The organism is Flavobacterium sp. W22_SRS_FP1, from assembly GCF_052113685.1.
Lineage (GTDB): Bacteria > Bacteroidota > Bacteroidia > Flavobacteriales > Flavobacteriaceae > Flavobacterium.
In genome coordinates, this window is the sequence record NZ_JBGQOE010000001.1 from 177,843 (window position 1) to 202,432 (window position 24,590).

A 24,590-nucleotide genomic window follows, 5' to 3' on the forward strand; every position below is an offset into this window, starting at 1 on the left:
GGTAATAATATTAAGCTTTTGCCTCTTTTACTTTCACTTCTTGTGGCATAACTTCTTCTTTTCGTTCCAAAAGAGCCATGTAAAAACCATCAAAACCAGATTCTGACGCCAGTATTTTTTGGTCTTTGATAAAATTAAACTCTTTTCCAATGTCTGTTGTCAAAAAACGCTCAATTTGTTCTTGATTTTCAGAAGGTAATATGGAGCAGGTTGCATAAACCAGTTTTCCTCCCGGTTTTACTATTTTCGAATAACTTTCTAAAACCTCCGATTGTATCTTGCGCATGTTATCGATAAACGCTGGTTGTAATTTCCATTTGGCATCTGGATTTCTTTTAAGAACTCCAAGACCGCTACATGGGGCATCGATTAAAACACGGTCCGCTTTTTGGTGTAACTTTTTAATCACCTTTGTGGTATCGATTATTCGATATTCTATATTAAAGGCGCCATCCCTTTTAGCTCTTATCTTTAATTGCTTTAATTTACTTTCGTATAAATCCATGGCAATCAATTGTCCTTTGTTTTCCATCAAAGCGGCAATGTGCAATGTTTTTCCACCGGCACCGGCACAAGTGTCTACAATACGCATTCCTGGTTTGACATCAAGGAAAGCAGCTACAAGTTGAGAGTTGGCATCCTGAACTTCAAAGAATCCTTGTTTGAAAACGTCAGTCATGAAAACGTTAGCTCTTTCTTTTAAAACTAACGCATCAGGTTGGTTTTTTAGAGTATCTGTTTCGATGTTTAAGTCCATCAATATTGCTCTCAAGTTTTCTTTGGTTGTTTTGAGCGTGTTGACTCTAAGAACCACTTTTGCAGGTTGATTTTGAGCAGCTATTTCGGTAGCCCATACTTTCTCTCCTAACTCTTTTACTCCCAGTTCATCCATCCAATCTGGAATGGATTCTTTCAGGGTTCGTACTTTTGAAAGTTCGTCGAAACGACCTTTTATTTTTCTTTCTGGAGTTCCTTCTAGTTGACGCCAATCTGGAATAGGGAAACCTCTTAATACAGCCCATACTGCAAATATTCTCCAAAGGTTGTCTCTGTCAAAAGGTTCTTTCACTTCGGCAATTTCTGAATATAATCGTTTCCATCGTACTACTTCGTAGATGGTTTCAGCAACAAATTTTCTGTCTGAGCTTCCCCAACGTTTGTCTTTCTTTAAGGCTCTTGCAACCACTTTATCGGCATATTCCCCTTCGTTAAATATTGCATTCAGGGAATCAATGGTAGTATAAACTAAATTTCTGTGTAATCTCATTTTTAATTATTGAGGTGCAAAGGTAGTATTAATTGATTGAAAGTTAAATTTTTAATAATGAATGTTGATTTTTAATTTTCATCCTAAAAAAAAACACTGCTTGCAGGAGCAGTGTTTTCTAATTTATTAAATGAAATGACTTATTTAACTCTTGTTAATCCTATGTTTTCTGGAGGATGAAGCACCATTGGGAATTTCTCTATTTTTACCGAGCTACTGTCCAAACCGAATGCTCTTTCTTCAGACAAACTTAGTTTCTTAATGAAGAAATACGTGTTCATCACTATTTTTTCATGCCATCTCAAATCGCTATCAAATGAAAGGAATTTTTCAGAAAGTACGAATTTGAAATCACCAATGATATTGTTTTTATTCAACGATTCATAGCGGCTAGTTATATCCACTTCTCCTTTTTTTACCATGTCTTTGATTACTTCGCGGAACATCAGGTTAATTTTTGTGGGTTCCCTAAATCCGAGATTAAAGTCGATACGATACAAATCATCCTTTATTATTTCGGTCACTTTATATTCGGTTTTGTAAGGTTCTGTCAATATGTTTACATGGACAAACCAATATATGTCGGCTCTTTTGGGTCTTTTTTGTAAGATAGAGTACATCACTTTTTCTTCAATTTCATCCACTCGATTGGCATTGGTCATGTAAACTAAATGGGTTGCATATTTAGGGATGGATAAGTCGGCTCCTAATTCGGTTAAAACTTTTTTATAGTCTTCTATTTTTACGATTTTCGTATAGGTTTTGTTAATTTCTTTTGCCAAATACCAAATCGTCATAATTGATATTAAAGCGGCTGCAATTATTATTGTTACATAGCCACCTTCCGTAAATTTTGTAATATTGGCGATAAGGAAACTAAATTCTATTAGTAAATAGGTCGCTATTAAGGGAACTATTAGGTATAACTTTACTCTTTTCATTATTAAATAGAAATTAAGTAAAATAGTGGTCATTATCATACATAATATGATCGCCAATCCGTAGGCATGCTCCATATTACTTGATTCTTCAAAGTGTACTACGATTCCAACACATCCAAAGAATAACAGCCAGTTAATTGAGGGAATGTATAATTGTCCTTTTAACTCCGTAGGGTACTTTATTTTAACCTTTGGCCAAAAATTTAACCTCATTGCCTCATTTATTAATGTAAATGAACCACTAATAAGGGCCTGAGATGCTATGACAGCTGCAAGTGTGGCGATTACTATTCCGACAGGTTGAAACCAATCTGCCATTATAAGATAGAATGGGTTGCCATTTGATCCTCCTAAACTCTGCAATGTTTCTCCTTCATGATGGATTAAGTAGGCCGCTTGTCCAAAATAATTAAGTACTAACGTAGTTTTTACAAAAATCCAGCTAATTCTAATATTCTTTCGACCACAATGTCCCATATCTGAATACAATGCTTCTGCTCCTGTAGTACATAGAAATACAAATCCCAGAACAAAAAAACCATCAGGGTGTATGGAAAGTAAATTGTACGCATAGTAAGGGTTGAAAGCTTTGAAGACTTCAGGATGTTTTGTTATTTGTATCAAACCAAGGATTCCAAGCATGCTAAACCATACTAGCATCATTGGAGCAAAGAATTTTCCGACTAGTTTTGTGCCAAATTGTTGAATAGTAAAGAGTACGAATAAGATTCCGATTACAATAGGGACGGTGTTTATTTGAGGGTAGTAGGTTCTAATTCCTTCCACAGCTGATGAAACAGAGATGGGTGGGGTAATGATACCGTCAGCGAGCAATGCACTTCCTCCAATAATGGCTGGGACTATTAACCACTTAATCTTTGTTTTTTTGACTAGAGCATAAAGCGCGAAAATCCCGCCTTCACCATGGTTATCGGCACTCAGTGTGATAAGGACGTACTTGATTGTAGTTTGTAAGGTAAGAGTCCAGAAAACACATGAAATACCTCCTAGGACTATATCAGCATTAATAATGCTGGTACTAAGTATGGCTTTCATCACATATAACGGAGAGGTTCCAATATCACCGTAAATTATTCCCAACGTAATTAATAAACCACCTAACGTTAATTTTGAGTGTAGGTTTTTATGCGATGTGCTCATGAATTATCTTTAAAAAACTCGTCAAATTTACTCTTTTAAAATAAATTAGAAAGGTTTATCTGCAAATAAGACATAAAAAAACACGGTTCGGTGAAACCATGTTTTTTTCATTTTGCTTTTGAAGTTACTATCTTCTTTTATTGTTAGCTTTTGATGAATTATTTCCGTCTTTATTATAGGGAAATTCGCTTCTGTTACTTGCATTTCTTTGCGAAGTACTCTCTCGTGAAGAAGCCCCTCTGTTCTGGGAATTGTCTCTCTGATTTTCAGTTCTTTGTGGTGTACTTTGCTTTGAAGAAGCTGATCTGTTTTTAGAATTATATATCGGGCTTTCAGTTCTTTGCGGTCTACTCTCTCTTGAATAACCCCTGTTGTTTTTGGTGTTATCTCTCTGCGGTTCGGTTCTTTGTGGCCCACTCTCTCTTGAAGAAATCCTGTTGTTTTGGGAATTGTTTCTCTGCGCTTCTGTCCTTTGTGGGGCACTTTCTCTAGAGAAAGTAGTTCTGTTCTGATAATATTCTCTTTGATTTCCAGTTCTTCTGCTTTCCAGTTCTCTCGGCGAATTATTTCTGGTCTTAGAATATCCGGTTTCATTGAGTGAACCGATACTGCTGGCACTCCTTGTTTGGTCTAATTCATAACGGTTTGAAGCGGTAGCGTTTCTCCTTGAAAAAGCATAATTAGGATACTGTCTTTCATAACCACTTGAACGTCTTGAATTATACAAAACAACGGCCTGGTTACTTCTTCTTGAGGTTACGTAATTATAATTGTTATATATATTTAAGCTAAGCTGAATGTTATTTCTATATCTGTAAACTGGAAAAGGATTCCATGCGTAATAATAAGATGGGTAAAAATTCCAGTACCAGTTTGAAACGTATGGGCGATAGTTGTAGGACCATAATGAGGAATATATTAAAGGTGTACTGTAGTAATCAGGTTCATAAATATAATTTGGCCCATACATGTATTCATTACCCACAACCTGTATATGAACTCTGTTATACCTGTCTTTTTCAACTTCGATAGTAGCAACATCTTGATATACATTACGATCAAACACCGACTGAATGATAATAACATGTATATTGAAATCAACTGTTTCTATAACTCGTAGGTAATCTACTTCATTATCGTAATTCAGATCTAAATTTGATATTTGCAACTCGGGATCATTGAGCCGTCTTTCAAAATCCTGAAGGTTTCTAGAATCTCCAAAAATATCTGTTACAGCTCTTAAATCTAGATTATCACTAATTTCGTCGTTCATTGCATTTACCCTAGTTCTATTTTGCCCATACATTTGCACCACAAAAAGGGAGGTCATAAGACTTAATAATAGTATTTTAGTTTTCATAATTAATGTATTGAAAGATAACGTTTTCGAATATCCAATTACTGTGCCATTTAATTTTAAGGCGATTGGCCATTCCTTTAATTAATTGTAAATTAGCTTTAAATATACGGATAATGAAAAAATATTGCTTTTTTACAACACTAACGATTTTTGTTTTAGCTTCATGTAAAACAGCATTCTATGAAAGAGAAACTAAGGATAAAACTATTTATAAGGCAGTTTTAATTGATACGCTGTTTGAGGATAATATCAGTATCAGAGCAATAACCGTTGATCAAAACAAAATTTGGTATGCTGCAAATAATTCAAGGTTTGGCTTTTACGATTTGAAAAAAAGCGAAAAACTGGAAAAGAATGTAGGTAAAGACAGCTTAAACCCTGAATTCAGGAGTAATGCGCAAACAACTAATGCTGTTTTTTTACTGAATGTTGCTAATCCTGCTTTACTTTATAAGGTATCTAAAAAGAATATGGCAACGAGATTAGTGTATCAAGAAAGTCATGAAAAGGTGTTTTATGACAGTATGAAATTTTGGAATGACGAGGAGGGAATCGCGATGGGCGATCCCATAACAGGCTGTCTTTCGATAATTATTACTAGAGACGGTGGGAATTCATGGAGCAAAATCTCAGCTAATAAATTACCTAAAATTGCTGATGGCGAAGCGGCTTTTGCTGCAAGCAATACTAATATAGTACTAAAAGGAAATAATACCTGGATTGTCTCTGGGGGTAAAAAAGCAAGAGTTTTTTATTCCCCAGACAAAGGAAGTACCTGGGAAGTTTATGATACTCCCATTGTTCAGGGTAAGGCGATGGCAGGTATATTTACAGCTGACTTTTATAATTCTAAAATTGGATTTATTGCAGGAGGTGACTATGAATCCCTAAATCAGAATTTCGGAAATAAAGCAATAACTTACGATGGGGGAAAAAATTGGGAATTAATTTCTGAAAATAAAGGTTTCGGATACGCTTCTTGTGTACAATATGTTCCTTACAGTAACGGAAAGTCACTGGTTAGTGTAGGAGCCTCTGGACTCTATTATTCCTACGATGGAGGTAGCTCATGGGAACAATTGGCCTCTGATAAGGATCTTTTCACAATACGTTTTGTGGACAAGCGCACTGCAATCGCTGCTGGGAAAAACAAAATGATTCGTATTAAATTTTTGAAATAAAAAAGCCCTGTCTCATAATTTAAATTATTGGACAGGGCTTTTTTATTATGGATGTAAGGTAAGAGATTATTTTTTCTGACCTCTGTCTCTATATTGGTGCAATAGTTTTCTGTTAAAATCTTCTTCAGAAACTCGCAGCTTTACAATCTTTATGGCAGGGAGTACTTTTTTTAGATTTTCAATAAAACCCTTGCGCAAAAGGAATAACTCTTCATCCGTATTTTGCATTTGCGTTAGTAAAAGACTTGCTTCTTTTTCGCTCATTCTATCCAAAGCTAAACCACTCATTTGGTTCTTATACGCTTTCATTTTCGTATGCCTTAATTCAAATTGTTTGTCATCAAAGGAGTTGTATACGGGCCAAAATTTCTCAGCTTCTTTAGCGGTTAAATCTAATTCAGTAGTTAGAAAAGCCACTTTCAAAGCTTTTATTTTTTCTTTTTTTTCTTTCATATCTTCACTTTGAGCGTAAAAACTAAAAGAGCTGAGCAGCAAAAGTATCGGAAGTATTTGTTTTATTTTCATTTTCATTTATTTTCATTTCGAGGGTTAGAAATTCTATTCTTTTTCATTTAGGAGTTGCTCTAAATCAGGATTACTAGCCAGCATATCTTCAATAGTTTTGTCTTCGAGTACAGCCGTTGTGTTTATATTGTTAATATCTTCAAAATCTAACGCGCTCATCAAGTCATATTGATTTATATTGGATTGAATGCTTAAGTAATTTTCTAATGTTGCGGTATCCAATTCCGTAGTATCTGTCGTATTGTATAATATAGGAACTAGCATTGCAAAAATTAAAATAGCCGCTGCAATCATAAAGAAGCTTTTTCTTTTCTGAAAAATTGAGACTACCTTAGGTTCACTCTTGAGCAAGTTTTGCATTACGTTTTTTGAAAAACTTTCAAAGTATTGATCAGGGGCTTTAAACCCAGACTCGATTTTCGATTTTTTTTCTAATTTAAATGCTTTCATAACTATTATTTGACTTATTTTTTGATAAAAGGTTTAATTTGCCATGATTAATAATTCGATTTTCTTGACGGCATGATGATAACTGGCCTTTAAGCCTCCAACGGAAGTGCCTAATATTTCAGATATTTGTTCATATTTTAGCTCTTCAAAATATTTCATTTTAAAAACTAGTTGTTGCTTTTTAGGAAGAGCTGCAATGGCTTTATGTAATTTAATTTGAACTTCATCTCCGTCAAAATAAGGGTCAGACTTGAGGTTATCAATAGTTTTATTTTGCAAGCTTTCAGATGAGATTCCAATTTTTTTTGCTTTTTGACTTATGAAACTAAGCGCTTCGTTTGTAGCGATGCGGTATATCCATGAAAAAAGCTTACTTTCTCTTTTGAATTTTTTTAAATGTTGGAATACTTTTATAAAAGTGTTTTGCAAGACATCATCGGTATCGTCATGATTTAGTACGATGTTACGTATGTGGTTGTATAATGGTTTTTGATAGGCTAACAAGAGTTTTTTAAACGCTTCATTTTGCGTTTTTGGATTTAATAACTGGTTAATAAATTCCTCTTCTTCGGGCAAAGCTATTATTTATGGAGTTAGAATGGAGTTTATCGAATAGGTTTAATCTTATGAACAAAACAATTAAAATTCAGATGGTTCTTCTTCTTTAACTTTAGGTAGTGTTGTTTTCTTAGAGTTGTTAGTTTTCAAAGGAGTTTTAATGACTTTTGTCGGTTCAGACACAATCGGAATGGTCTTTTCAGGGGGTATCGGACTATTTGTTGCAGATGGTGCATATACATCTGCTGTAGCGGCTTTCGGGAGTACCGGCACGTAAATTTCGGTAGACCATTTTGATGGGTTTTTTATGTTTGCTTTTGCGGTAGAATAAATTTCTATATGCGAAAAAACAGGGTTTGTCGCAAGTTGGTTTTTGTTCAGGTATTGTATTGTCTTGTCATATCCTTTTTTGTTGTGTGATATGTCTCCAATAACAGTAGTTTTTACCCCTTCAAACGCTTCTAATTTTCCTGAAAGTATATCACTTCCAGCACTTGTGAATATTTCATTTTTTATTGGAATACAAATGGATATTTTTGCTAATCCTTTTTTCAGATCATAAGTGTGGTAAATTATAAAAGGATTTCCGCTGATTAGGACATTGTTTGTTTTGCAAAAAGTTTCAATTTGAGGAACTACAATTTTAAAATTTTTATTGATTTTTGCTATTTCAGAGGTGAAAGTCTGACTCAAATAAAAGCTTTGAGGCTTTTTGACTAAGCCATTTACTTTTATGGAAAAGGTATTTATTTCATAATCAAGAGCCTTGTCTAAATTGGCAAGACTTTGTTCGTACATAGTACCAATAACTTTGTCAACACCCCCATTTAGAGCGGCATAGATTTTAAATAAAAAACTCATTTCTCCACTTGATTTCCAGCTGACTTTTGTACCTCTAGTAGTATCCTTGAAACTCCAAGAAACAGTAGCTAATGTCCCGTTGTAATCCATTTGCTGAGAAATACTGTCGTTTTCTTTTGTATATATAGTACGCATTTGGCCGGCACCATCTTTTCCTTCCCAAGAATAGGATGCTCCTTTGCCAATTGTTTTTTGCGGATATGCTATTTTTATTTCAGGATCTTCTATGGTCCAACTTCCAAAATCTTCCCAGTTTTTATAGTCATTTACATAGTTATAAACTGCCGGCTTTGGTGAATTGATAACTTTACTTCTTTCAACATTAAAATCACCTTTTTGTGTAGCTATAAAAATCGAAAGTGCCACTAAACTCAGTAATAATAATAGAAATATATATTTTAAAATCCTCATGATAAATTGGTTGTATTCAGTCGTAAAGTTAGAATTTTTATTAATATGCAAGGCTAATCATAGAGAAATTATGGGTAAGCTGTTTTTCTTTGTAGATTATCTTTTTTAAAGGCTTGATCCTGTTTCCATATTTGCCGCTAGTAATGTATCCTGATAATGGACTACACTAGATGTAAATCGATTTTATTTGTAAATCGATTTTGCGTTTTTGTCACTATAGAGGTGATACAAAGGAGGTTTTTTATTGTTTCTTTAAAGAATATGCATATTTACATAATAATGGTTTAATTAATCTTTGAAACAATAATAATGAAATTACTTCGAATCACAGGTATTTTTATGATTCTTGCGTTTTCCACTATTTGTAATGCACAAGAGGAAAAAGCGAATGATATAAATAAAAATCATAGTACCACTTTTGAGTACTTTGTCGAACAATTTTCCGATATAAAAGTATTACGTTAGCGGATCCCGGGCTGGGAAAACCTAACACTTAAAGAACAAAAACTGGTTTATTACCTTACTTAGGCCGGAACTTCGGGGCGTGATATCATGTGGGATCAAAATTATAGATATAATCTGAAAATCAGAAAAGCGTTAGAACATATCTATCAAAGCTACGAAGGTGATAAATCTACTAAAGACTGTGCGAATTTTGAAATTTACTTAAAAAGAGTTTGGTTTTCAAACGGAATCCACCATCATTATTCTAATGACAAAATCCAGCCTGATTTTTTGGAGGCGTATTTTTCGATCTTGCTAAAAGAAACTAAAACGGATTTAGCACCGAGCATTGCTGCCATTTTATTTAACAACATCGACTCCAAAAAAGTCAATTTGGATGAATCTAAAGGATTGTTGGCCGGTTCTGCCATCAATTTTTATGATAAAGGGATTACTTTAAAACAAGCGGAAGATTTTTACGCTAATAAAACCAGTCCAGATCCGACCAAACCATATTCTTATGTTTTAAACTCTAAATTGGTTCACAATGCAAAGGGGTAATTGGAAGAAAAAGTTTGGAAAAGCAATGGAATGTATGGTGAAGCAATCTATAAAATTATTTATTGGTTAGAGAAAGCTAGAAGTGTCGTTGAGAGTAAAAACCAAGGAGATGCTCTAGGATTGTTGATCTCGCACTACAAGGCGGGATGTTTTCAAACCTGGTATGAGTACAACATCGCTGGGGTAGCAGCTACTGAAGGCAATATTGATTATATCAACAGTTTTATCGAGGTATAGAATGATCCTCTAGGATACAGAAAATCGTATGAAGGAATTGTTAAGATTAAAGATTTTGACATGTTGAAAAAAACGGAAGTCGTTTCAAGAAGCGCCCAATGGTTTGAAGATAATTCTCCATTGATGCCACAACACAAAAAGGAGAATGTTGTGCGTGTTTCTTATAAAACAGTAATTGCTGCAGGGGAGTCTGGTCATACTTCTCCAAACACACAGATTGGGGTAAACCTTCCAAATACTGATTGGATCCGCGCCGGTCATGGTTCAAAATCAGTTTGATTAGGAAACATTATCGATGCATATTCTAAAGCTGGAGGAAAAGGAAAGTTACAGGAATTTGCAAACGACGCCGACGAAGTTGCTTTAGCGGAACAATATGGAGAGATAGGAGATAAGTTGCACACCGCGCTACACGAAGTCGTAGGTCATGCTTCGGGACAAATTAATGTAGGGATAGGAACTCCAAAAGAAATCTTGAAAAGTTATGCCTTCACCCTTGAAGAGGCAAGAGCTGATTTAGTGGGCTTATACTATTTATATAACTCTAAAATTCAAGAACTGGGTCTAGTGGACAACTGGAAGAAAACAGGTATGGAAGTTTATGACAGCTATATCCGTAATGGATTAATGACACAGTTATTCCGCTTAGAGTTGGGTGCTAATATTGAAGAGGCTCATATGAGAAATCGTCAATGGGTAAGCGCCAGGGCATATGAAAAAGGGTTGGAGGATAATGTAATACAAAAAATAAGTCGTAATAGTAAAACGTATTTCAATATTACTAACTATGAAAAACTACATGATTTATTTGGACAATTATTAAGCGAAGTTCAACGAATCAAGTCGGAAGGAGATTATGAAGCGGGTAAAGTTTTGTTAGAAAACTATGGTGTAAAAGTAGATCAAACACTGCATGCAGAAATTTCAGTACGTAACAAACAATTCTCTTCGGCAGCATATAGCGGTTTTGTAAACCCTTTATTAGTCACTAAATTAGATGCAAAAGGAACAATTATTTCGATAGGGGTAAGCAACCGAATTCCTTTGTGGAACAAATGTTATACTATTCAAAAAACTTTTCTTTTTTACCTCTTGAGAACTAAGGATATTTAGACTAAAGCGCAAATAAAAGGCCACTTACAGTGGCCTTTTATTTGTTTTAAAAAGAAAAACTACCTTTTAAAAAACACTTTTATCACAAATAATATCCCAATAAAAACAATGAAAGCGATCAGAATCTTATAGCTTCCTTTATAAAATAGGTTGTGTAATTTCACGTCTTTTCGATAGGCATAGATCATTGCGATAACAAATACAATGAAAAAAAAGCCTGCAAATCCTAATTGTCCTTGACTAAACATAGTTTGAATTATTTTCCAGCAAATTTAGCTAATTGTTTAGAAATAGTTGCTACTTTGTCTTTTCATTTAATATAATTTAATTATGCAAAAACAAATAGATTCAGTTAAGGAATTTCATAAAGCATTTAAAATAGGATATAGTGAAACTCCAGTAGCGGACTTGGGTGAAAGCAAAAGTACGCTTCGCTACCATTTGATGAAGGAAGAGAATGAAGAATACCTTGAGGCGGTTCAAAACAATGATTTAGTCGAGATCGCCGATGCCTTAGGTGATATGATGTACGTTCTGTTAGGAACTATTATAGAACACGGACTACAGCATAAAATAGAAGCGATTTTTGACGAGATCCAAAGAAGCAATATGAGTAAATTAGATGAAGAGGGAAATCCGATTTCTCGTGAAGACGGAAAGATAATTAAGGGGGCCAATTATTTTAAGCCTAATTTCTCCCAAATACTCAAATAGTTTACGAAAACGGATGTTGTGGTACAATTTTTCGTGGTCAGTTATGTGAACTTAGACAGAAACTATGTTAATTGGGTAATCCTTTTATTAGTTCAAATAAGGAATAAAAAAAGGTGGTTTTCAGATTGAAAACCACCTTTTTTTATTAAGGTAACTAGAACTAAACCTTCACTGTCCAACCAAAAGTATCTTCAGCTAGTTTGTGTTGAATGTTTGTTAGTTTATCTTTTAATTGAGAAGCGTAGGAGTTTTCAATTTTAGGTAATTCATAATAAACGTCTTGGTATGAAAATCCAATAATTGGATTAACTACGGCAGCCGTACCTGCACCAAAAATTTCTTTTAGAGTACCGTTTTTAGACGCCTCAACCAATTCAGATACTAGAACAGGGCGAACTTCGACATCAATTCCTTCTTTTTTCGCCATATCGATAAGACTCTTTCGGGTAATACCGTCAAGAATTCTTTCACTTACAGGAGCAGTAAATAAAGTGTCATTTATTCTAAAAAACACATTCATTGTTCCTGCTTCCTCTAGTTTTGTATGAGTGGCGTCATCAGTCCAGATCACTTGTTGGAATCCTTTTTTATTTGCTAAGTTTGTTGGGTAAAACTGCGCTGCATAATTACCAGCAGCTTTTGCCGCTCCAATTCCGCCATTTGCCGCTCTACTGAAATGCTCTGCAATCAAAACTTTTACCTCACCTGAATAATAGGATTTTGCGGGCGACAAGATAATCATAAACTTATAGTCATCCGATGGGTTTGCAATTACACCTTGACCGGTCGCAATCATAAACGGTCGTATATACATAGTGTTTCCTTTTCCTTTTTTAATCCAAGCTTCATCTAGCTTTAGTAATTCATTTAGTCCATCCATAAAAACATGTTCCGGAACTTCAGGCATTGCCATTCTTACGGCAGAATTGTTGAAACGCTTGTAGTTTTCATCAGGTCTAAAAAGCCAAACTTCATCTTGATCATCTTTATAGGCTTTCATTCCTTCAAATATGGCTTGACCGTAATGAAAAACTCTGGCCGATGGGTCCAATAAAAATGGTGCATAAGGTTTAATGACCGGCTTTTGCCATTCTCCATTTGTAAAATCGCATTCCATTAAATGGTCTGTAAATACCGAGCCAAAACTCAGGTTTTCAAAATCCACTTCATTGATTTTTGAAGTTTGGGCTTTTATTATGTCAATTTTGTTGGCTTGCGTTGTGCTCATAATAATATGTTGTTTTTTATTTTTATTATTGGACAAGTATTAAGCAAAAGCCTAAAATGTCTGTTTATTGCATGTTGAACCTTAATCGACGCAAAATTAAATAAAAATCAATGAATTCCTTGTGAAAACATCATTAAATATAGCTTTTAATTGTGATTTATTGATGTTTAAAAAAAAACCGAAAAAACACTGTTTTTTTTATCTAAAATCCAGATAATTTGGCAGTTTTTTGGGCTGTTTACATCAGTTTTTGATTAGTTTTGGCCATCGGTGCAGGATAAAACAGTAAACAGTATTAAAAATAATATTTTGGAAAGAGAAATTATACAAACACTTGATGGTTCGACCACTATACAAATAAAGGAATGGGATGAATGTTATCATTCTAAACATGGGGCTATTCAGGAAGCCAAACATGTTTTTATAAAGAATGGTCTTTCTCTTTTTGAGAACAGGGAAGTTTCAATTTTGGAAATAGGATTTGGTACTGGTTTAAATGCGTTTATTACTTTTTTGGAAGGCCCTAAGATGAATCAGTCCATCGAATACGTTGGAGTAGAGGCTTACCCCATATCCTCTGAGGAGCTGATGTCTATGAATTATGTGGAGGAACTCAAAGCAACCGGTCAAAAGGGGCTTTTTGAAAAAATGCACCAGTGCAGTTGGGATGAAAAAATGCAGCTCAGTGAAGAATTTTCATTAATGAAGAGGAAGCAGTTATTTGAAGAGATAGATGACTGCGATCAATACGATTTAATTTATTTTGATGCTTTCGGATATCGGGTTCAGCCTGAATTATGGAGTACAGCCATTTTTAAAAAAATGTATGACGCTCTAAAAACCAATGGTGTATTGGTTACTTATGCCGCTCGAGGTGTAGTAAAAAGAAGTATGATCGAAGTCGGGTTTACTGTCGAAAAATTGGAAGGGCCTCCTGGAAAAAGAGAAATGTTTCGTGCGAGAAAACCTTAATAGCTTAGTTTATGAAGGTAAATGTTTTAACAGAAATAGCCGCTATATTTGAAATAATAATGAAAATTATACGTTAGCTTGGTATATTATAATTATAATAAATGTATTTTTACTAAACCTAAAAATCATAGTTCAACCTAAAAACCATAATTTATTATGTCGAAAATCATGTTTGATTACACAAAATCAATACTAGAAAGAGTAAGTTTCGATCCGATACTTTTTTGTAAGGAGTTAGAAAAAGCCATCAAATCGTTATTGCCCTATGAAATGGAACAGTTGCGAGAATGGTTATTTAACTTTATAATCGAAAAACCAGAATTAAAACAGTGCTTAGTAATTATAAATCCATAAATAAAAAAGGAACCTGTAAAAAGGTTCCTTTTTTATGTTTTGCCTTTTTTAAAGAGATTTTACTTCTTAGATACAACGTAAGATTTATATTAAAATAAATTAAACAACATGTATTTAAACAGTTTTTTAAGTGTTTAGTCGTTTGTTTTAATAAAAATAAAAGTATAGTTCTTTATATTTATACTATAATTAGACTTATCATTCTCTAAATAATATGTTATGTCCAGATTGATTTACTTTTATACAAAGGATTCTCTTGAGAGAGTAAGCTTTAGTCCTGACTTGTTTAGTAAAGTATTAAAAAAAGCCATGAAAAACTTATTGCCTTATGAGATTGAGCATTTGAAAAATTGGCTGAGGTTTTATACTGAGAGCAAGCCAGAATTAAAAAAATGTATTTCTGCAGTTTATCGATAATCCAGAATAGATTAATTTTTATTTCTTCTGGATTGGACTTACGATCTGTACATTTTGAAAAACAATCGCTCCCTTTATAACTCCTGCTATAGTACTCCTAAGCGCGTCAATTATTTGAATTTTTAATTCACTTTTAGGAAATATTAAACTCACTTCTCGAGCAGGTCTAGGTTCTTTAAAGTTTCTTAATTTTAATTTATCCACTTCCTTTAAATCTAATGTATGTAGATAAGGCAATAAAGTTGTGCCTAGTCCTTCATCAGCAAGTTTTATTAAAGTTTCAAAACTTCCGCTTTCTATTTTAAAATGATTAAAGTCATTTTTCGGATTGTTTTTGCACAAATTCAAAATTCCATCTCTAAAACAATGTCCGTCTTGAAGTAAAAGGATTTCGTCGAGGTTTAGATCGGCTACTTCAATTTCCTCCTTGTGAAAATCACGGTGACCTTCGGGTATGTAAGCAACAAATGGTTCAAAATACAAAACAACTTCTTTGATTTTTTCTTCCATCAGCGGAGTAGATGCTATTGCAGCGTCTAGATGGCCATTATTCAGTTTAGTGATTATTTCCACGGTATTCAGCTCTTCAATGATGAGTTTTACTTTTGGATATTTTTTAATAAAATTATTTAAAAACATCGGCAGTAAAGTAGGCATAATCGTCGGGATGATTCCCAATCTAAATTCCCCGCCAACGAACCCTTTCTGTTGCTCAACGATATCTTGTATCCGTCCAGCTTCATTTACAATGTTCTTGGCTTGATTCACTATTTTTTGCCCAATATCGGTTAGTTGAATTGGCTTTTTTGACCTATCAAAAATGAGAATATTTAATTCTTCTTCAATTTTCTGGATCTGCATACTCAGGGTGGGTTGAGTAACAAAACATTTTTCTGCTGCCAATGTGAAGTTTTTATGTTCTGCAACAGCTAACACATATTTTAGTTGAGTGATTGTCATGTATTGTATATTATGATACAAATATAAAAACAATCAATTAGGTTTATAGTGTCTTTCCCCCTTTTATTCCTTAAATTCGCTAATAACACAAAACATAAAACATGAAAACAAATATTTTAGGTTTACCAGTTCAAGAATCAGAATTAATAGTAACGGAATTAAACTCTCTGTTATCTAACTATCAAGTGTACTACCAAAACCTGAGAGGGATTCATTGGAACATTAGAGGGAAACGTTTTTTTGACTTACATGTAAAGTTTGAAGAGCTCTACAACGATTCGCAATTAAAAGTAGATATGATTGCTGAGCGTGTTCTTACGTTAGGGGGTACACCTCTGCATACTTTTGAGGATTACATCAAAAACAATAAATTAGAAGTGGGTAAGAATATTTCAAATGATGAAAGAGCCATTCAGTTGGTTGTCAGTTCATTGTCTGATCTGTTAGGAATTGAAAGAGAGATTCTTAATAAATCAGCGGCAATAAATGATGAAGGAACAAACTCCATGATGAGTGACTTTATAGTTGAGCAGGAAAAAACCTTGTGGATGATGCAGGCTTGGCTTGAAGAGTAATTGATTTCGAATCAAGCTAAATAATTAAACCAAAATACTAGTCTACTACTATTTTGGTTTTTTTATGAATGTTAATTTTTTATGAAATTTTTAAGTATTTTTTTTAGATTCAGATCTTAAATCATATTTTCGCCTTGATGAAACTAATAGCTAGCATATTTTTATTTTTATTTATAGCTTTTCTAGCTACACCCACAATTGTGAAGATGGCAGAGAAGTCGTGTGATACATCTATGTTCTTTAGTGAGTCAGAAAAAGAGAGTGTTCAAAAGGAAATCAAAGTTTTTACTTACTACGAAGGAATTCAATCCGGATTTCTAATTGGCAAAGCCAATAAATCAGGCCTTATACTTTATGAAAACTTATCTAAACATGATAAGATTACTACCAGTATATTTTCCCCTCCGCCAGATTTTACATAATACATGTTTTTATTTTTCAGAACAAAACAATAGTCTGCATTTTTTTAATGTGGAAAACGTTTATGAATAAATTATTATTGAATTATGACAAAAAAAATCAATCTTTTCGCTAACCTCAAATCAGATTTTGCTTCTGGTTTAGTTGTTTTTTTGGTGGCGCTACCTCTATGTTTAGGAATTGCAATGGCCTCAGGAGCACCTTTGTTTTCAGGAATTATTTCTGGAGTTGTAGGCGGAATCGTAGTAGGGTATTTAAGTACATCTCACATAAGTGTCGCAGGTCCTGCAGCGGGTTTGACAGCAATTGTTTTGACTGCTATAAGTGATTTAGGTGCATTTGACATCTTTTTAACTGCCGTTTTTATTGCTGGTTTATTGCAAGTGATATTAGGGTTTGTTAAAGCCGGAAGTATTTCTAATTTTTTCCCCACAAATGTTATTGAAGGAATGTTAGCTGGAATCGGGATCATAATAGTAATGAAGCAATTGCCTCATGCATTTGGTTATGATAATGATTTTGAAGGGGATCTTTCTTTTTTGCAGGCTGATGGAACAAATACCTTTTCTTCATTGTTAGGTATTTTTGATCATATTCAATTGGGTTCAATACTAGTAACAACTATATCATTGGTAATACTAATTTCATGGGATAAGTTTCCTTTTCTTAAAAAATTAAAATTGGTTCCTGGGGCGCTCGTGGCAGTGGTGTTGGGCCTTGTTTTGAATGAAGTTTTCATCGCTTCTGGCAGTTCATTGGCTATAGCAGAAGAACATTTAGTTTCTTTACCAGTTCCAACATCTTTAGAAGAATTTAAATCAATAATTGTGACGCCCAATTTTGCTGGCATTCTAAATCCTCAAGTGTGGGTTGTAGGGATGACCATTGCTATCGTTGCCTCTATTGAAACTCTTCTAAGTATAGAAGCTGCAGATAGGATGGATGTGCAAAGGCGTTACACAAACACTAATATTGAGTTGAAAGCGCAGGGAGTTGGAAATGTTATAAGTTCATTATTAGGAGGTTTACCATTAACTTCAGTAATTGTTAGGTCTTCAGCAAATGCAAGTGCAGGTGCGAAATCTAAAATGTCTGCTATAATCCATGGAGTTTTATTATTGATCAGTGTTCTGGCTATTCCTTTTATACTGAATAAAATTCCATTGGCTACGTTAGCTGCAATTTTACTTGTAGTGGGATATAAATTGGCAAAACCGGCAACATTTAAACATTTTTGGAAGAAAGGAAAGTACCAGTTTGTCCCTTTTATTGCCACTTTATTAGCTGTTGTATTTATGGATTTATTGAAAGGTGTTGCGCTGGGAATTATAATTAGTATAATTTTTGTTCTTAAAGGAAATCTTCAAAGGGCCTATAGTTTTAAAAAAGAAGAATATATTGATGGAGATATCATTCATATCGATTTAGCTCAGGAAGTCTCTTTTTTGAATAAGGCAGCTATAAAAAGTACGCTTAACGCAATTCCTGAAAATTCCAAAGTAGTAATAAATGCGCTGGACACTGTCTATATCGCTCACGATGTCTTGGATTTAATAAGGGAATTTAAGGAAACCAGAGCAATCAATGAAAATATAAAGGTAAAACTTAAAGGATTTAAAAACGCCTATGATCTTGTCAATAGTCCTGATGTTGAAAACCATGTTTCTTTTGAACATTATTACGACGTTGCGAAAAGGGTGATGGTTAAAAAAGAAGTTGTCAAAGAAAAATTTGATGATTAATTTTAAAAAAATTGGATCTCGATGTAATTCAGAGCTAAAAAAGATTTTTCTTTACATTGCTTTTGAATAAGACATAGAATAGAATATTTAAAACATAAGAAAATGAGTGATTTTTATAAAAAAATATTAGATAATAATAAGGAATGGGTTGAAAGTGCTTTAGCCAAAGACCCTAATTTTTTCGAGGAGCTGGCCAAGGGACAAACGCCGCCATTATTATGGATTGGTTGTTCTGATAGCCGTGTTCCCGCAAATGAAATCATTGGTGCTAAACCTGGTGAAGTTTTTGTCCACAGAAATATCGCCAACATGGTAGTACACTCGGACATGAATATGTTGAGTGTCTTGGATTATGCAGTAAATGTGTTGAAAGTAAAGCACGTCATCGTTTGTGGTCATTATGGTTGTGGAGGCGTAAAAGCTGCAATGGGCAATCAATCAATAGGGATTATTGATAACTGGATTAGGCACATTAAAGACGTGTACCGACTACATAATCAGTATCTGGACATGATTGATGACGAAACAGAACGCTTCAATGCTTTTGTTGAAATCAATGTAAAAGAACAAGTTTACGATTTATCAAAAACTTCAATAGTACAAGCAGCTTGGAAAAATGGTCAGGAATTAAGTTTGCACGGCTGGGTGTATGGATTAAATTCAGGATTTGTTACTGATTTGAATGTCAATTTCAGTTCTAACGTAGAATTAGATGAAGTTTATCAGTTAAATTTATAAAAAAGAAAAAAATCGCCTAAGGGCGATTTTTTTATTCATTATCATAAAGGTTTTCATTAAAAGCTGAGGGCAACATCTTTGGGATGAACTTTATCAGTATGGGTAATAATAGGCTGCCGCCTGGCAATAGGAAAATAGTTAGTGAAGGGACAGATTTACAAATATCCAGTAATTGATTTTTGACCTTTTTCTTTTCCTTTTCATCTAAATCTCGTCGTGTTGAAATAGCTAATAAAATCATCAACTCTTTACTTTGAATGATTTCTTTAACTAATCTATTTTTATTCCGTCTAATTAATATGATTACGCTTTGTGTCGCCTGATCGTAGAAATGTTTAACGGGATTAGAGTAATTAAAGTAGGAGATGTCTTTTTTATACTTTGTTATAAAGTCATCGGTACTTTTTATGCTTGTTGATACAAAATCGTCGGGAACTGATATTAGTTCAGCTAATTTATGTAAAAAGTAGGCTTCTTCATTTTCAATTTTCCCGTCACTCCATAGTGCCATTCCTGCCATGTCAATTAAATAAAATTTTTCCAATTCTGAATTGAAATAGCTTAAATCCAGCTCTTCAAGATTTTGGGTGTTTATTTTTGAAAACTTGCTGTAGCGAACTGATGCTTCAAACAGTTTAATTAATAAATCATCATAATTAGACTTGTTAGTTTTCGTTTTTAAGGCGAGTGAAACAATACTTATAACTGCCTCTTCAATTTTTTTCAAGTATTTTTCGGGAATAACTCCATGTATCAAATATTGTCGAAAGGCCAAAACATCAATAAATAGCAGTGCATTTGTTACTATATGCGAAAAGTTTTTACTGATAATATCGATATTGGTTTGAACCCTCTCATCAATTATTTTTTCTAAATTTAGAGAAGGGGAACCATTGGGTAGTACTTTTTTAAACAAGTTAAACCCTTGGGGATTCATTTCGTCATAAAAGGCTAAGGTTTTTGATATAAAACTAGTAGAATCAGATTCCTGAGTTGTGAGTCCATAAATGGCATGTAAGCTATTGAGTAATGCAACTTTTGGGATGTCATTTTGACCCCAGTCTTTCGGTACTATAGGAACAACTGTTTCAAATGAAACAATATGACCATATATAAAGCCTGTTTTTCTTATATTCTGATAAAACAATTCGGGACTTTTATATATAGCTTGTTCTGTCAGTTTTTGTTTAAGAAAATATTTGTCTATCCAACCTGTTGCCGAAGGGTTAATCATGGTTCTGTATTGAAGCCGCAAAGCTATGTTATTTTCTTTACGTTTAAACATTAAAAAAACAACCTTCTCTGTTACTATAAGAGAAGGTTATTTTGTATTAGGTTACTTATCGGATGATGGCTGAACATGCGACTCTTGCTCCAGCATCACCAGACGGCTGTGAAACAAAATCATCAGTACCTTTATGGACTATTAATCCTTTTCCTAGAATATCTTTTGTAGGATCTCCAGAGCCCATATCCCATTCATCAGTTGTCAAAGTAATGGTTCCGTTTCCGCTAGCATCAGCGGTAAAGTTACCAATATCTCCTTTATGGTGTTCTCCAACGCCCCATTTACCATGTTTTTTAAAAGTGGGGTTCCAATGTCCTCCAGCAGAGCTTCCATCTGCAGCAGAGCAATCTGATTTCTCATGGATGTGAATAGCGTGAACGCCCGGCTCTAAGCCCGCTAATTTCGCAACAAAACTAACTTTACCATTTTTTTCGATAAAAGTTGCAGTACCAGAAACATTGCTATTGCTTTTGGGTTCAAAAGTAATTACTAGTTTTTTTGAGTCATTAGAGGTGCTATTTGTTTTACAACCAATAAGAACTGAAATGATTACTGCAGTCGAAAATATTATTTTTTTCATAATGTTAGGTGTTTATATTAATATTATATAAACTTACATATAAATATAGGATCATATATGTAATTGTAGGTTAAATATTTATTAGCATTATCTTACAAAGTAAATATGGTGTTTAGGAAGCTCGGTTTTAATAAAAGAGTAATAATAAAATAGTGATTCAATTTCTTTGTATCATCACATGACTAATTAAGTCAGATTTTAACTGGATATAACAAATTATGTTAAATTGTTCTCTTGCAATAGTTGTGAAAATTGATTTAGTTTAGTTTTTTCATCTTTTATAATGAGTTTAATTAGCAGTATAAATATACATACGTCAATCTTTGGTTCTTATTGTTGTGACATTCTCTTAAATAAATCTGATTCCTGATTTATAGTGGGTTAACCTTCTTTTTTGCTTACTTTTGCCCTCCAGATATTTTACTTTTTTAAGACTTGTTCTGATCAAGCAGTTTGATATTGATTAAAAATCTTTAATCATTTACTTATTTAAGTTTCTTTTTTTGAAATACGTACTGTGGTATTCTGCTATAGTATGAGCGATGTTTTTTTTTAGATGTATTTACAAAAGAGGCATTGTTAGAGATTAATAAAATTTACTGCCGTACTTCTGTAGAAACAATTATATAAGAATTTTCGCGATTTTTTTATTTACAATTTATTAATTTTAGAATCACTACATGTTAAAAAAAATTACGCAATTACAATTCGTAAAAACTTTATGCCTTGTATTTTTAGGCTTGCTACTGACGTCTCCGGCAATGGCTCAAGACAAACCAGAAATTAAAATTGGTGGGGCATTGCGTTTCAACTATAATATGTCCTCCTGGAAAGACGGTCAGAAAAAACGAGGTGGAGATTTTGGATACGATGTCTTCAGAGTCAATGCTAAGGGTGCTTACAAGGGAATACTTATGAATGCAGAATATAGATTGTATTCTCCAGGTTTTGGGGGTGGAATGCTAAAGCAAGGCTGGTTAGGTTACAATCTTAATGAACAAGATCAAATCCAATTGGGTTTAACTCAGGTTCCTTTTGGTATTCAACAATACAATTCTCACAACTGGTTCTTCAACATGACTTACTATGTTGGGCTTGAAGATGACCATGATATGGGTTTTAAATACATGCACACAGGAGAGAAATTTGAATATCAATTAGCATTTTTTAAAAATGCAGAAGAATTGAGATTTGGTAGCAATTCCGAAATTTCACCTAATAGATATTCTTACGACATCGCAGGTAGAAACAAAGAGGTAAATCAATTTAACGGAAAAATCATCTACAAATTCGGAAAAGAATCTGCAAGTAGATTAGGTGCTTCAGTAGAATATGGCGGACTTTATAATCTTGATACCGAAGAAATGGGGAATCACTCTGCTTTTGCCGTGCATTACGAATTAAACAGAGGGAAATGGAATGTTAAAGCCCAATTTATTACTGCTTTCAATAATCCAGAGAATGCCTCAGGAGAATCTAGGGATGTAGTTTCAATGGCGGCATACGGATTTCCGTATGAAGTAGCTTCTGACTTCAATATGTATACCTTGGGTATATCTAGAAATGTTCCCGTAGAATGGGGGCCTGTTACAAATTTACAGTTTTACAATGACTTCGGTTTTATGGAGAAAAAAGCTGCTGGATTTACTGATTCGTACATGAATACCACAGGATTTTTAATCTCTGCTGGAAATGTATATACGTACATTGATTATGCTGCGGGATACAATCATTCTTGGTTAGGTGGTAATTTTGTTGACGATTTTGCTCAAGGAAATCCGGATGCCAAATGGGAAGCAAGGTTTAACGTTAATGTTGGATACTATTTTTAGAGTTTATATATAATACGACGAGCTTCAAATTTTCAGAGAAATTAAACTACATTAAAAACAACATGCTTTATGGCTAAGAAAATCATAAGAAGCGATGAGAAGAAATCCATTTTTGGATTAGAAGTTAATGGTCCTGTGTTCTTCACATCGGCTATTATCATTATCATAATAATTGCGTTAACCCTTATTTTTAAAGAAGGGGCAGAACAAGTTTTTACAGCTACACAAAATTATGTTGCAAATAAGGCGGGCTGGTTTTTTATATTGAGCGTAAATGTTTTTCTAATATTTATGATTTATCTTGCCTTCAGTAAATTTGGTCATTTAAGGATTGGAGGACAAAGCGCCAAACCTGAATTTAAAACCATTTCTTGGTTTGCGATGCTATTTAGTGCGGGGATGGGTATTGGACTGTTGTTCTGGAGTATTTCAGAACCGGTTTATCATTTTTTAAGTCCTCCAATGGCAGAGGGGGGAACTGCAGAAGCGGCTAAGGAAGCTATGAAATACACCTTTTTGCATTGGGGTTTTCACGCCTGGGCAGTTTATGCATTGGTAGGGTTGTCACTGGCGTATTTCACTTATTCTCGTGGACTTCCACTTACGATCAGATCGATTTTTTATCCTTATTTAGGAGACAGAATCTACGGAAAAATTGGAGATGCCATCGATATTTTCGCTGTAATTGCCACATTATTCGGCCTTGCTACTTCCTTAGGTATGGGAGTGCAACAAATTGCGGCTGGATTAAATCATCTCTTTGGCATAGATAGTGGTGTACAAACTCAAATCCTTCTAATTGCTGGAATCACTTCAATTGCGACCATATCAGTTGTTTTAGGAGTGGATAAAGGGGTACGAGTTTTGAGTGAATGGAATATGAGAATAGCAGTTCTATTTCTTGGGATAGTTGTTGTACTCGGACCAACAATCTTTATATTTAAATCTTTTGTACAAAATACAGGGAGCTATTTTTCCAGTGTTTTGGAAATCGGAACCTGGACAGAAAGTTACACTGGGTCTAATTGGCAAAACGCGTGGACTATTTTTTATTGGGGATGGTGGATTGCCTGGTCTCCTTTTGTGGGAATGTTTATCGCCCGTATTTCTAAAGGGCGTACTGTGCGCGAGTTTATCTTGGGAGTCTTATTAGTACCTTCCCTTGTAACTTTTTTCTGGATATCAGCTTTTGGAAGTACAGCATTACATATGACGCTTCTCGGAGACGATACTATTGCAAATGCAGTGAATGACAATGTCGCAACTGCTCTCTTTGTGTTTTTGGAGGATTATCCTTTTGCATTTATTCTTAACATTATAGCTATTGTTTTGATTGCAGGATTCTTTATTACCTCTTCAGATTCAGGATCTTTGGTAGTTGATAATTTAACTTCTGGAGGTAAAATAGATGCGCCAGTAGGTCAAAGAATCTTTTGGGCTCTCACCGAAGGTGGTGTAGCAGCGGTTCTTTTACTGGGCGGCGGATTACAAGCTCTTCAAACAGCTACTATAGTAACTGGATTACCTTTTGCTGTAATTTTGATAGTCATGTGCTTTTCACTTTACAAAGGTTTAAACGAAGACTTGAAGAAACTAAATAAGAGAGAATCACAAAAAGATCTTGAAAATTACGAGGAAATAGTTTCTGAAATCGTTAAAAAACAAAATGTTAATCAGCAAAACAATATTAAATAAACCTA

21 protein-coding genes and 1 pseudogene are annotated in these 24,590 nt (G+C 34.0%); 11 read left to right on the forward strand and 11 right to left on the reverse strand.

Annotation, left to right across the window (positions count from 1 at the left end; translation table 11 throughout):
* Positions 1–10 precede the first annotated feature (10 nt).
* The 3 genes from ACEN2H_RS00690 to ACEN2H_RS00700 form a co-directional block, all read right to left on the reverse strand.
* Positions 11–1,267, reverse strand: coding sequence for an RsmB/NOP family class I SAM-dependent RNA methyltransferase (locus ACEN2H_RS00690; RefSeq protein WP_441729556.1), 1,257 nt, complete (start codon positions 1,265–1,267; stop codon positions 11–13).
* Positions 1,268–1,407: 140 nt separating this feature from the next.
* Complete coding sequence (locus ACEN2H_RS00695; protein WP_441729557.1) at positions 1,408–3,369, reverse strand: KUP/HAK/KT family potassium transporter; 1,962 nt, start codon at positions 3,367–3,369, stop codon at positions 1,408–1,410.
* A gap of 127 nt (positions 3,370–3,496) precedes the next feature.
* On the reverse strand, positions 3,497–4,729 hold the full coding sequence (locus ACEN2H_RS00700) for a hypothetical protein (RefSeq protein WP_441729558.1): 1,233 nt from the start codon (positions 4,727–4,729) through the stop codon (positions 3,497–3,499).
* Between the two features lie 113 nt (positions 4,730–4,842).
* Between ACEN2H_RS00700 and ACEN2H_RS00705 the strand changes: the two genes are divergently transcribed.
* Positions 4,843–5,910, forward strand: a complete 1,068-nt coding sequence (locus tag ACEN2H_RS00705) for an oxidoreductase (protein WP_441729559.1) — start codon at positions 4,843–4,845, stop codon at positions 5,908–5,910.
* Positions 5,911–5,976: 66 nt separating this feature from the next.
* Here the strand turns inward: ACEN2H_RS00705 and ACEN2H_RS00710 are convergent, their stop codons facing one another.
* From ACEN2H_RS00710 to ACEN2H_RS00725, 4 genes are all read right to left on the reverse strand, one after another.
* Positions 5,977–6,435, reverse strand: a complete 459-nt coding sequence (locus tag ACEN2H_RS00710) for a sensor of ECF-type sigma factor (protein ID WP_441729560.1) — start codon at positions 6,433–6,435, stop codon at positions 5,977–5,979.
* A 33-nt stretch (positions 6,436–6,468) separates the two neighbouring features.
* Positions 6,469–6,885, reverse strand: coding sequence for a hypothetical protein (locus ACEN2H_RS00715; RefSeq protein WP_441729561.1), 417 nt, complete (start codon positions 6,883–6,885; stop codon positions 6,469–6,471).
* 33 nt (positions 6,886–6,918) lie between these two features.
* On the reverse strand, positions 6,919–7,461 hold the full coding sequence (locus ACEN2H_RS00720) for an RNA polymerase sigma factor (RefSeq protein ID WP_441729562.1): 543 nt from the start codon (positions 7,459–7,461) through the stop codon (positions 6,919–6,921).
* Between the two features lie 63 nt (positions 7,462–7,524).
* On the reverse strand, positions 7,525–8,715 hold the full coding sequence (locus tag ACEN2H_RS00725) for an SRPBCC family protein (protein WP_441729563.1): 1,191 nt from the start codon (positions 8,713–8,715) through the stop codon (positions 7,525–7,527).
* A gap of 309 nt (positions 8,716–9,024) precedes the next feature.
* Here ACEN2H_RS00725 and ACEN2H_RS00730 point away from each other — a divergent pair.
* Positions 9,025–11,060 (forward strand): annotated as a pseudogene (locus ACEN2H_RS00730) (dipeptidyl-peptidase 3 family protein).
* Between the two features lie 340 nt (positions 11,061–11,400).
* Entirely contained in the window at positions 11,401–11,784 is a 384-nt protein-coding gene (locus ACEN2H_RS00735) for a hypothetical protein (RefSeq protein ID WP_441729564.1), read from the forward strand.
* A 160-nt stretch (positions 11,785–11,944) separates the two neighbouring features.
* On the opposite strand, the gene ACEN2H_RS00740 is transcribed toward ACEN2H_RS00735, so the two are convergent.
* On the reverse strand, positions 11,945–13,012 hold the full coding sequence (locus tag ACEN2H_RS00740) for a branched-chain amino acid aminotransferase (RefSeq protein ID WP_441729565.1): 1,068 nt from the start codon (positions 13,010–13,012) through the stop codon (positions 11,945–11,947).
* Positions 13,013–13,321: 309 nt separating this feature from the next.
* On the opposite strand from ACEN2H_RS00740, the gene mnmD reads away from it, so the two are divergent.
* Together mnmD and ACEN2H_RS00750 are read left to right on the forward strand one after the other, a co-directional pair.
* On the forward strand, positions 13,322–13,984 hold the full coding sequence (mnmD, locus tag ACEN2H_RS00745) for a tRNA (5-methylaminomethyl-2-thiouridine)(34)-methyltransferase MnmD (protein ID WP_441729566.1): 663 nt from the start codon (positions 13,322–13,324) through the stop codon (positions 13,982–13,984).
* Between the two features lie 156 nt (positions 13,985–14,140).
* Entirely contained in the window at positions 14,141–14,338 is a 198-nt protein-coding gene (locus ACEN2H_RS00750; protein ID WP_441729567.1) for a hypothetical protein, read from the forward strand.
* 435 nt (positions 14,339–14,773) lie between these two features.
* Here the strand turns inward: ACEN2H_RS00750 and ACEN2H_RS00755 are convergent, their stop codons facing one another.
* Positions 14,774–15,715 (reverse strand): hydrogen peroxide-inducible genes activator, encoded by a 942-nt coding sequence (locus ACEN2H_RS00755; RefSeq protein WP_441729568.1) that lies wholly within the window; start codon positions 15,713–15,715, stop codon positions 14,774–14,776.
* A gap of 101 nt (positions 15,716–15,816) precedes the next feature.
* Here ACEN2H_RS00755 and ACEN2H_RS00760 point away from each other — a divergent pair, with 101 nt between their 5' ends.
* The 4 genes from ACEN2H_RS00760 (at position 15,817) to can (ending at position 19,190) form a co-directional block, all read left to right on the forward strand.
* Positions 15,817–16,290 (forward strand): Dps family protein, encoded by a 474-nt coding sequence (locus tag ACEN2H_RS00760; protein ID WP_441729569.1) that lies wholly within the window; start codon positions 15,817–15,819, stop codon positions 16,288–16,290.
* Positions 16,291–16,496: 206 nt separating this feature from the next.
* Positions 16,497–16,712: a hypothetical protein gene (locus ACEN2H_RS00765; RefSeq protein WP_441729570.1), complete on the forward strand. Its 216-nt coding sequence runs from the start codon at positions 16,497–16,499 to the stop codon at positions 16,710–16,712.
* A gap of 84 nt (positions 16,713–16,796) precedes the next feature.
* Positions 16,797–18,452, forward strand: coding sequence for a SulP family inorganic anion transporter (locus ACEN2H_RS00770; RefSeq protein ID WP_441729571.1), 1,656 nt, complete (start codon positions 16,797–16,799; stop codon positions 18,450–18,452).
* A gap of 102 nt (positions 18,453–18,554) precedes the next feature.
* On the forward strand, positions 18,555–19,190 hold the full coding sequence (can, locus tag ACEN2H_RS00775) for a carbonate dehydratase (protein ID WP_441729572.1): 636 nt from the start codon (positions 18,555–18,557) through the stop codon (positions 19,188–19,190).
* 31 nt (positions 19,191–19,221) lie between these two features.
* Here can and ACEN2H_RS00780 read toward each other — a convergent pair whose 3' ends face one another.
* Both ACEN2H_RS00780 and ACEN2H_RS00785 read right to left on the reverse strand, forming a co-directional pair.
* Positions 19,222–20,424, reverse strand: a complete 1,203-nt coding sequence (locus ACEN2H_RS00780; protein ID WP_441729573.1) for an LETM1-related biofilm-associated protein — start codon at positions 20,422–20,424, stop codon at positions 19,222–19,224.
* 106 nt (positions 20,425–20,530) lie between these two features.
* Positions 20,531–21,058, reverse strand: coding sequence for a superoxide dismutase family protein (locus ACEN2H_RS00785; protein ID WP_441729574.1), 528 nt, complete (start codon positions 21,056–21,058; stop codon positions 20,531–20,533).
* 680 nt (positions 21,059–21,738) lie between these two features.
* Between ACEN2H_RS00785 and ACEN2H_RS00790 the strand changes: the two genes are divergently transcribed.
* On the forward strand, positions 21,739–22,890 hold the full coding sequence (locus ACEN2H_RS00790; protein ID WP_441729575.1) for a hypothetical protein: 1,152 nt from the start codon (positions 21,739–21,741) through the stop codon (positions 22,888–22,890).
* A gap of 69 nt (positions 22,891–22,959) precedes the next feature.
* Complete coding sequence (locus ACEN2H_RS00795; protein WP_441729576.1) at positions 22,960–24,585, forward strand: BCCT family transporter; 1,626 nt, start codon at positions 22,960–22,962, stop codon at positions 24,583–24,585.
* Positions 24,586–24,590 lie beyond the last annotated feature (5 nt).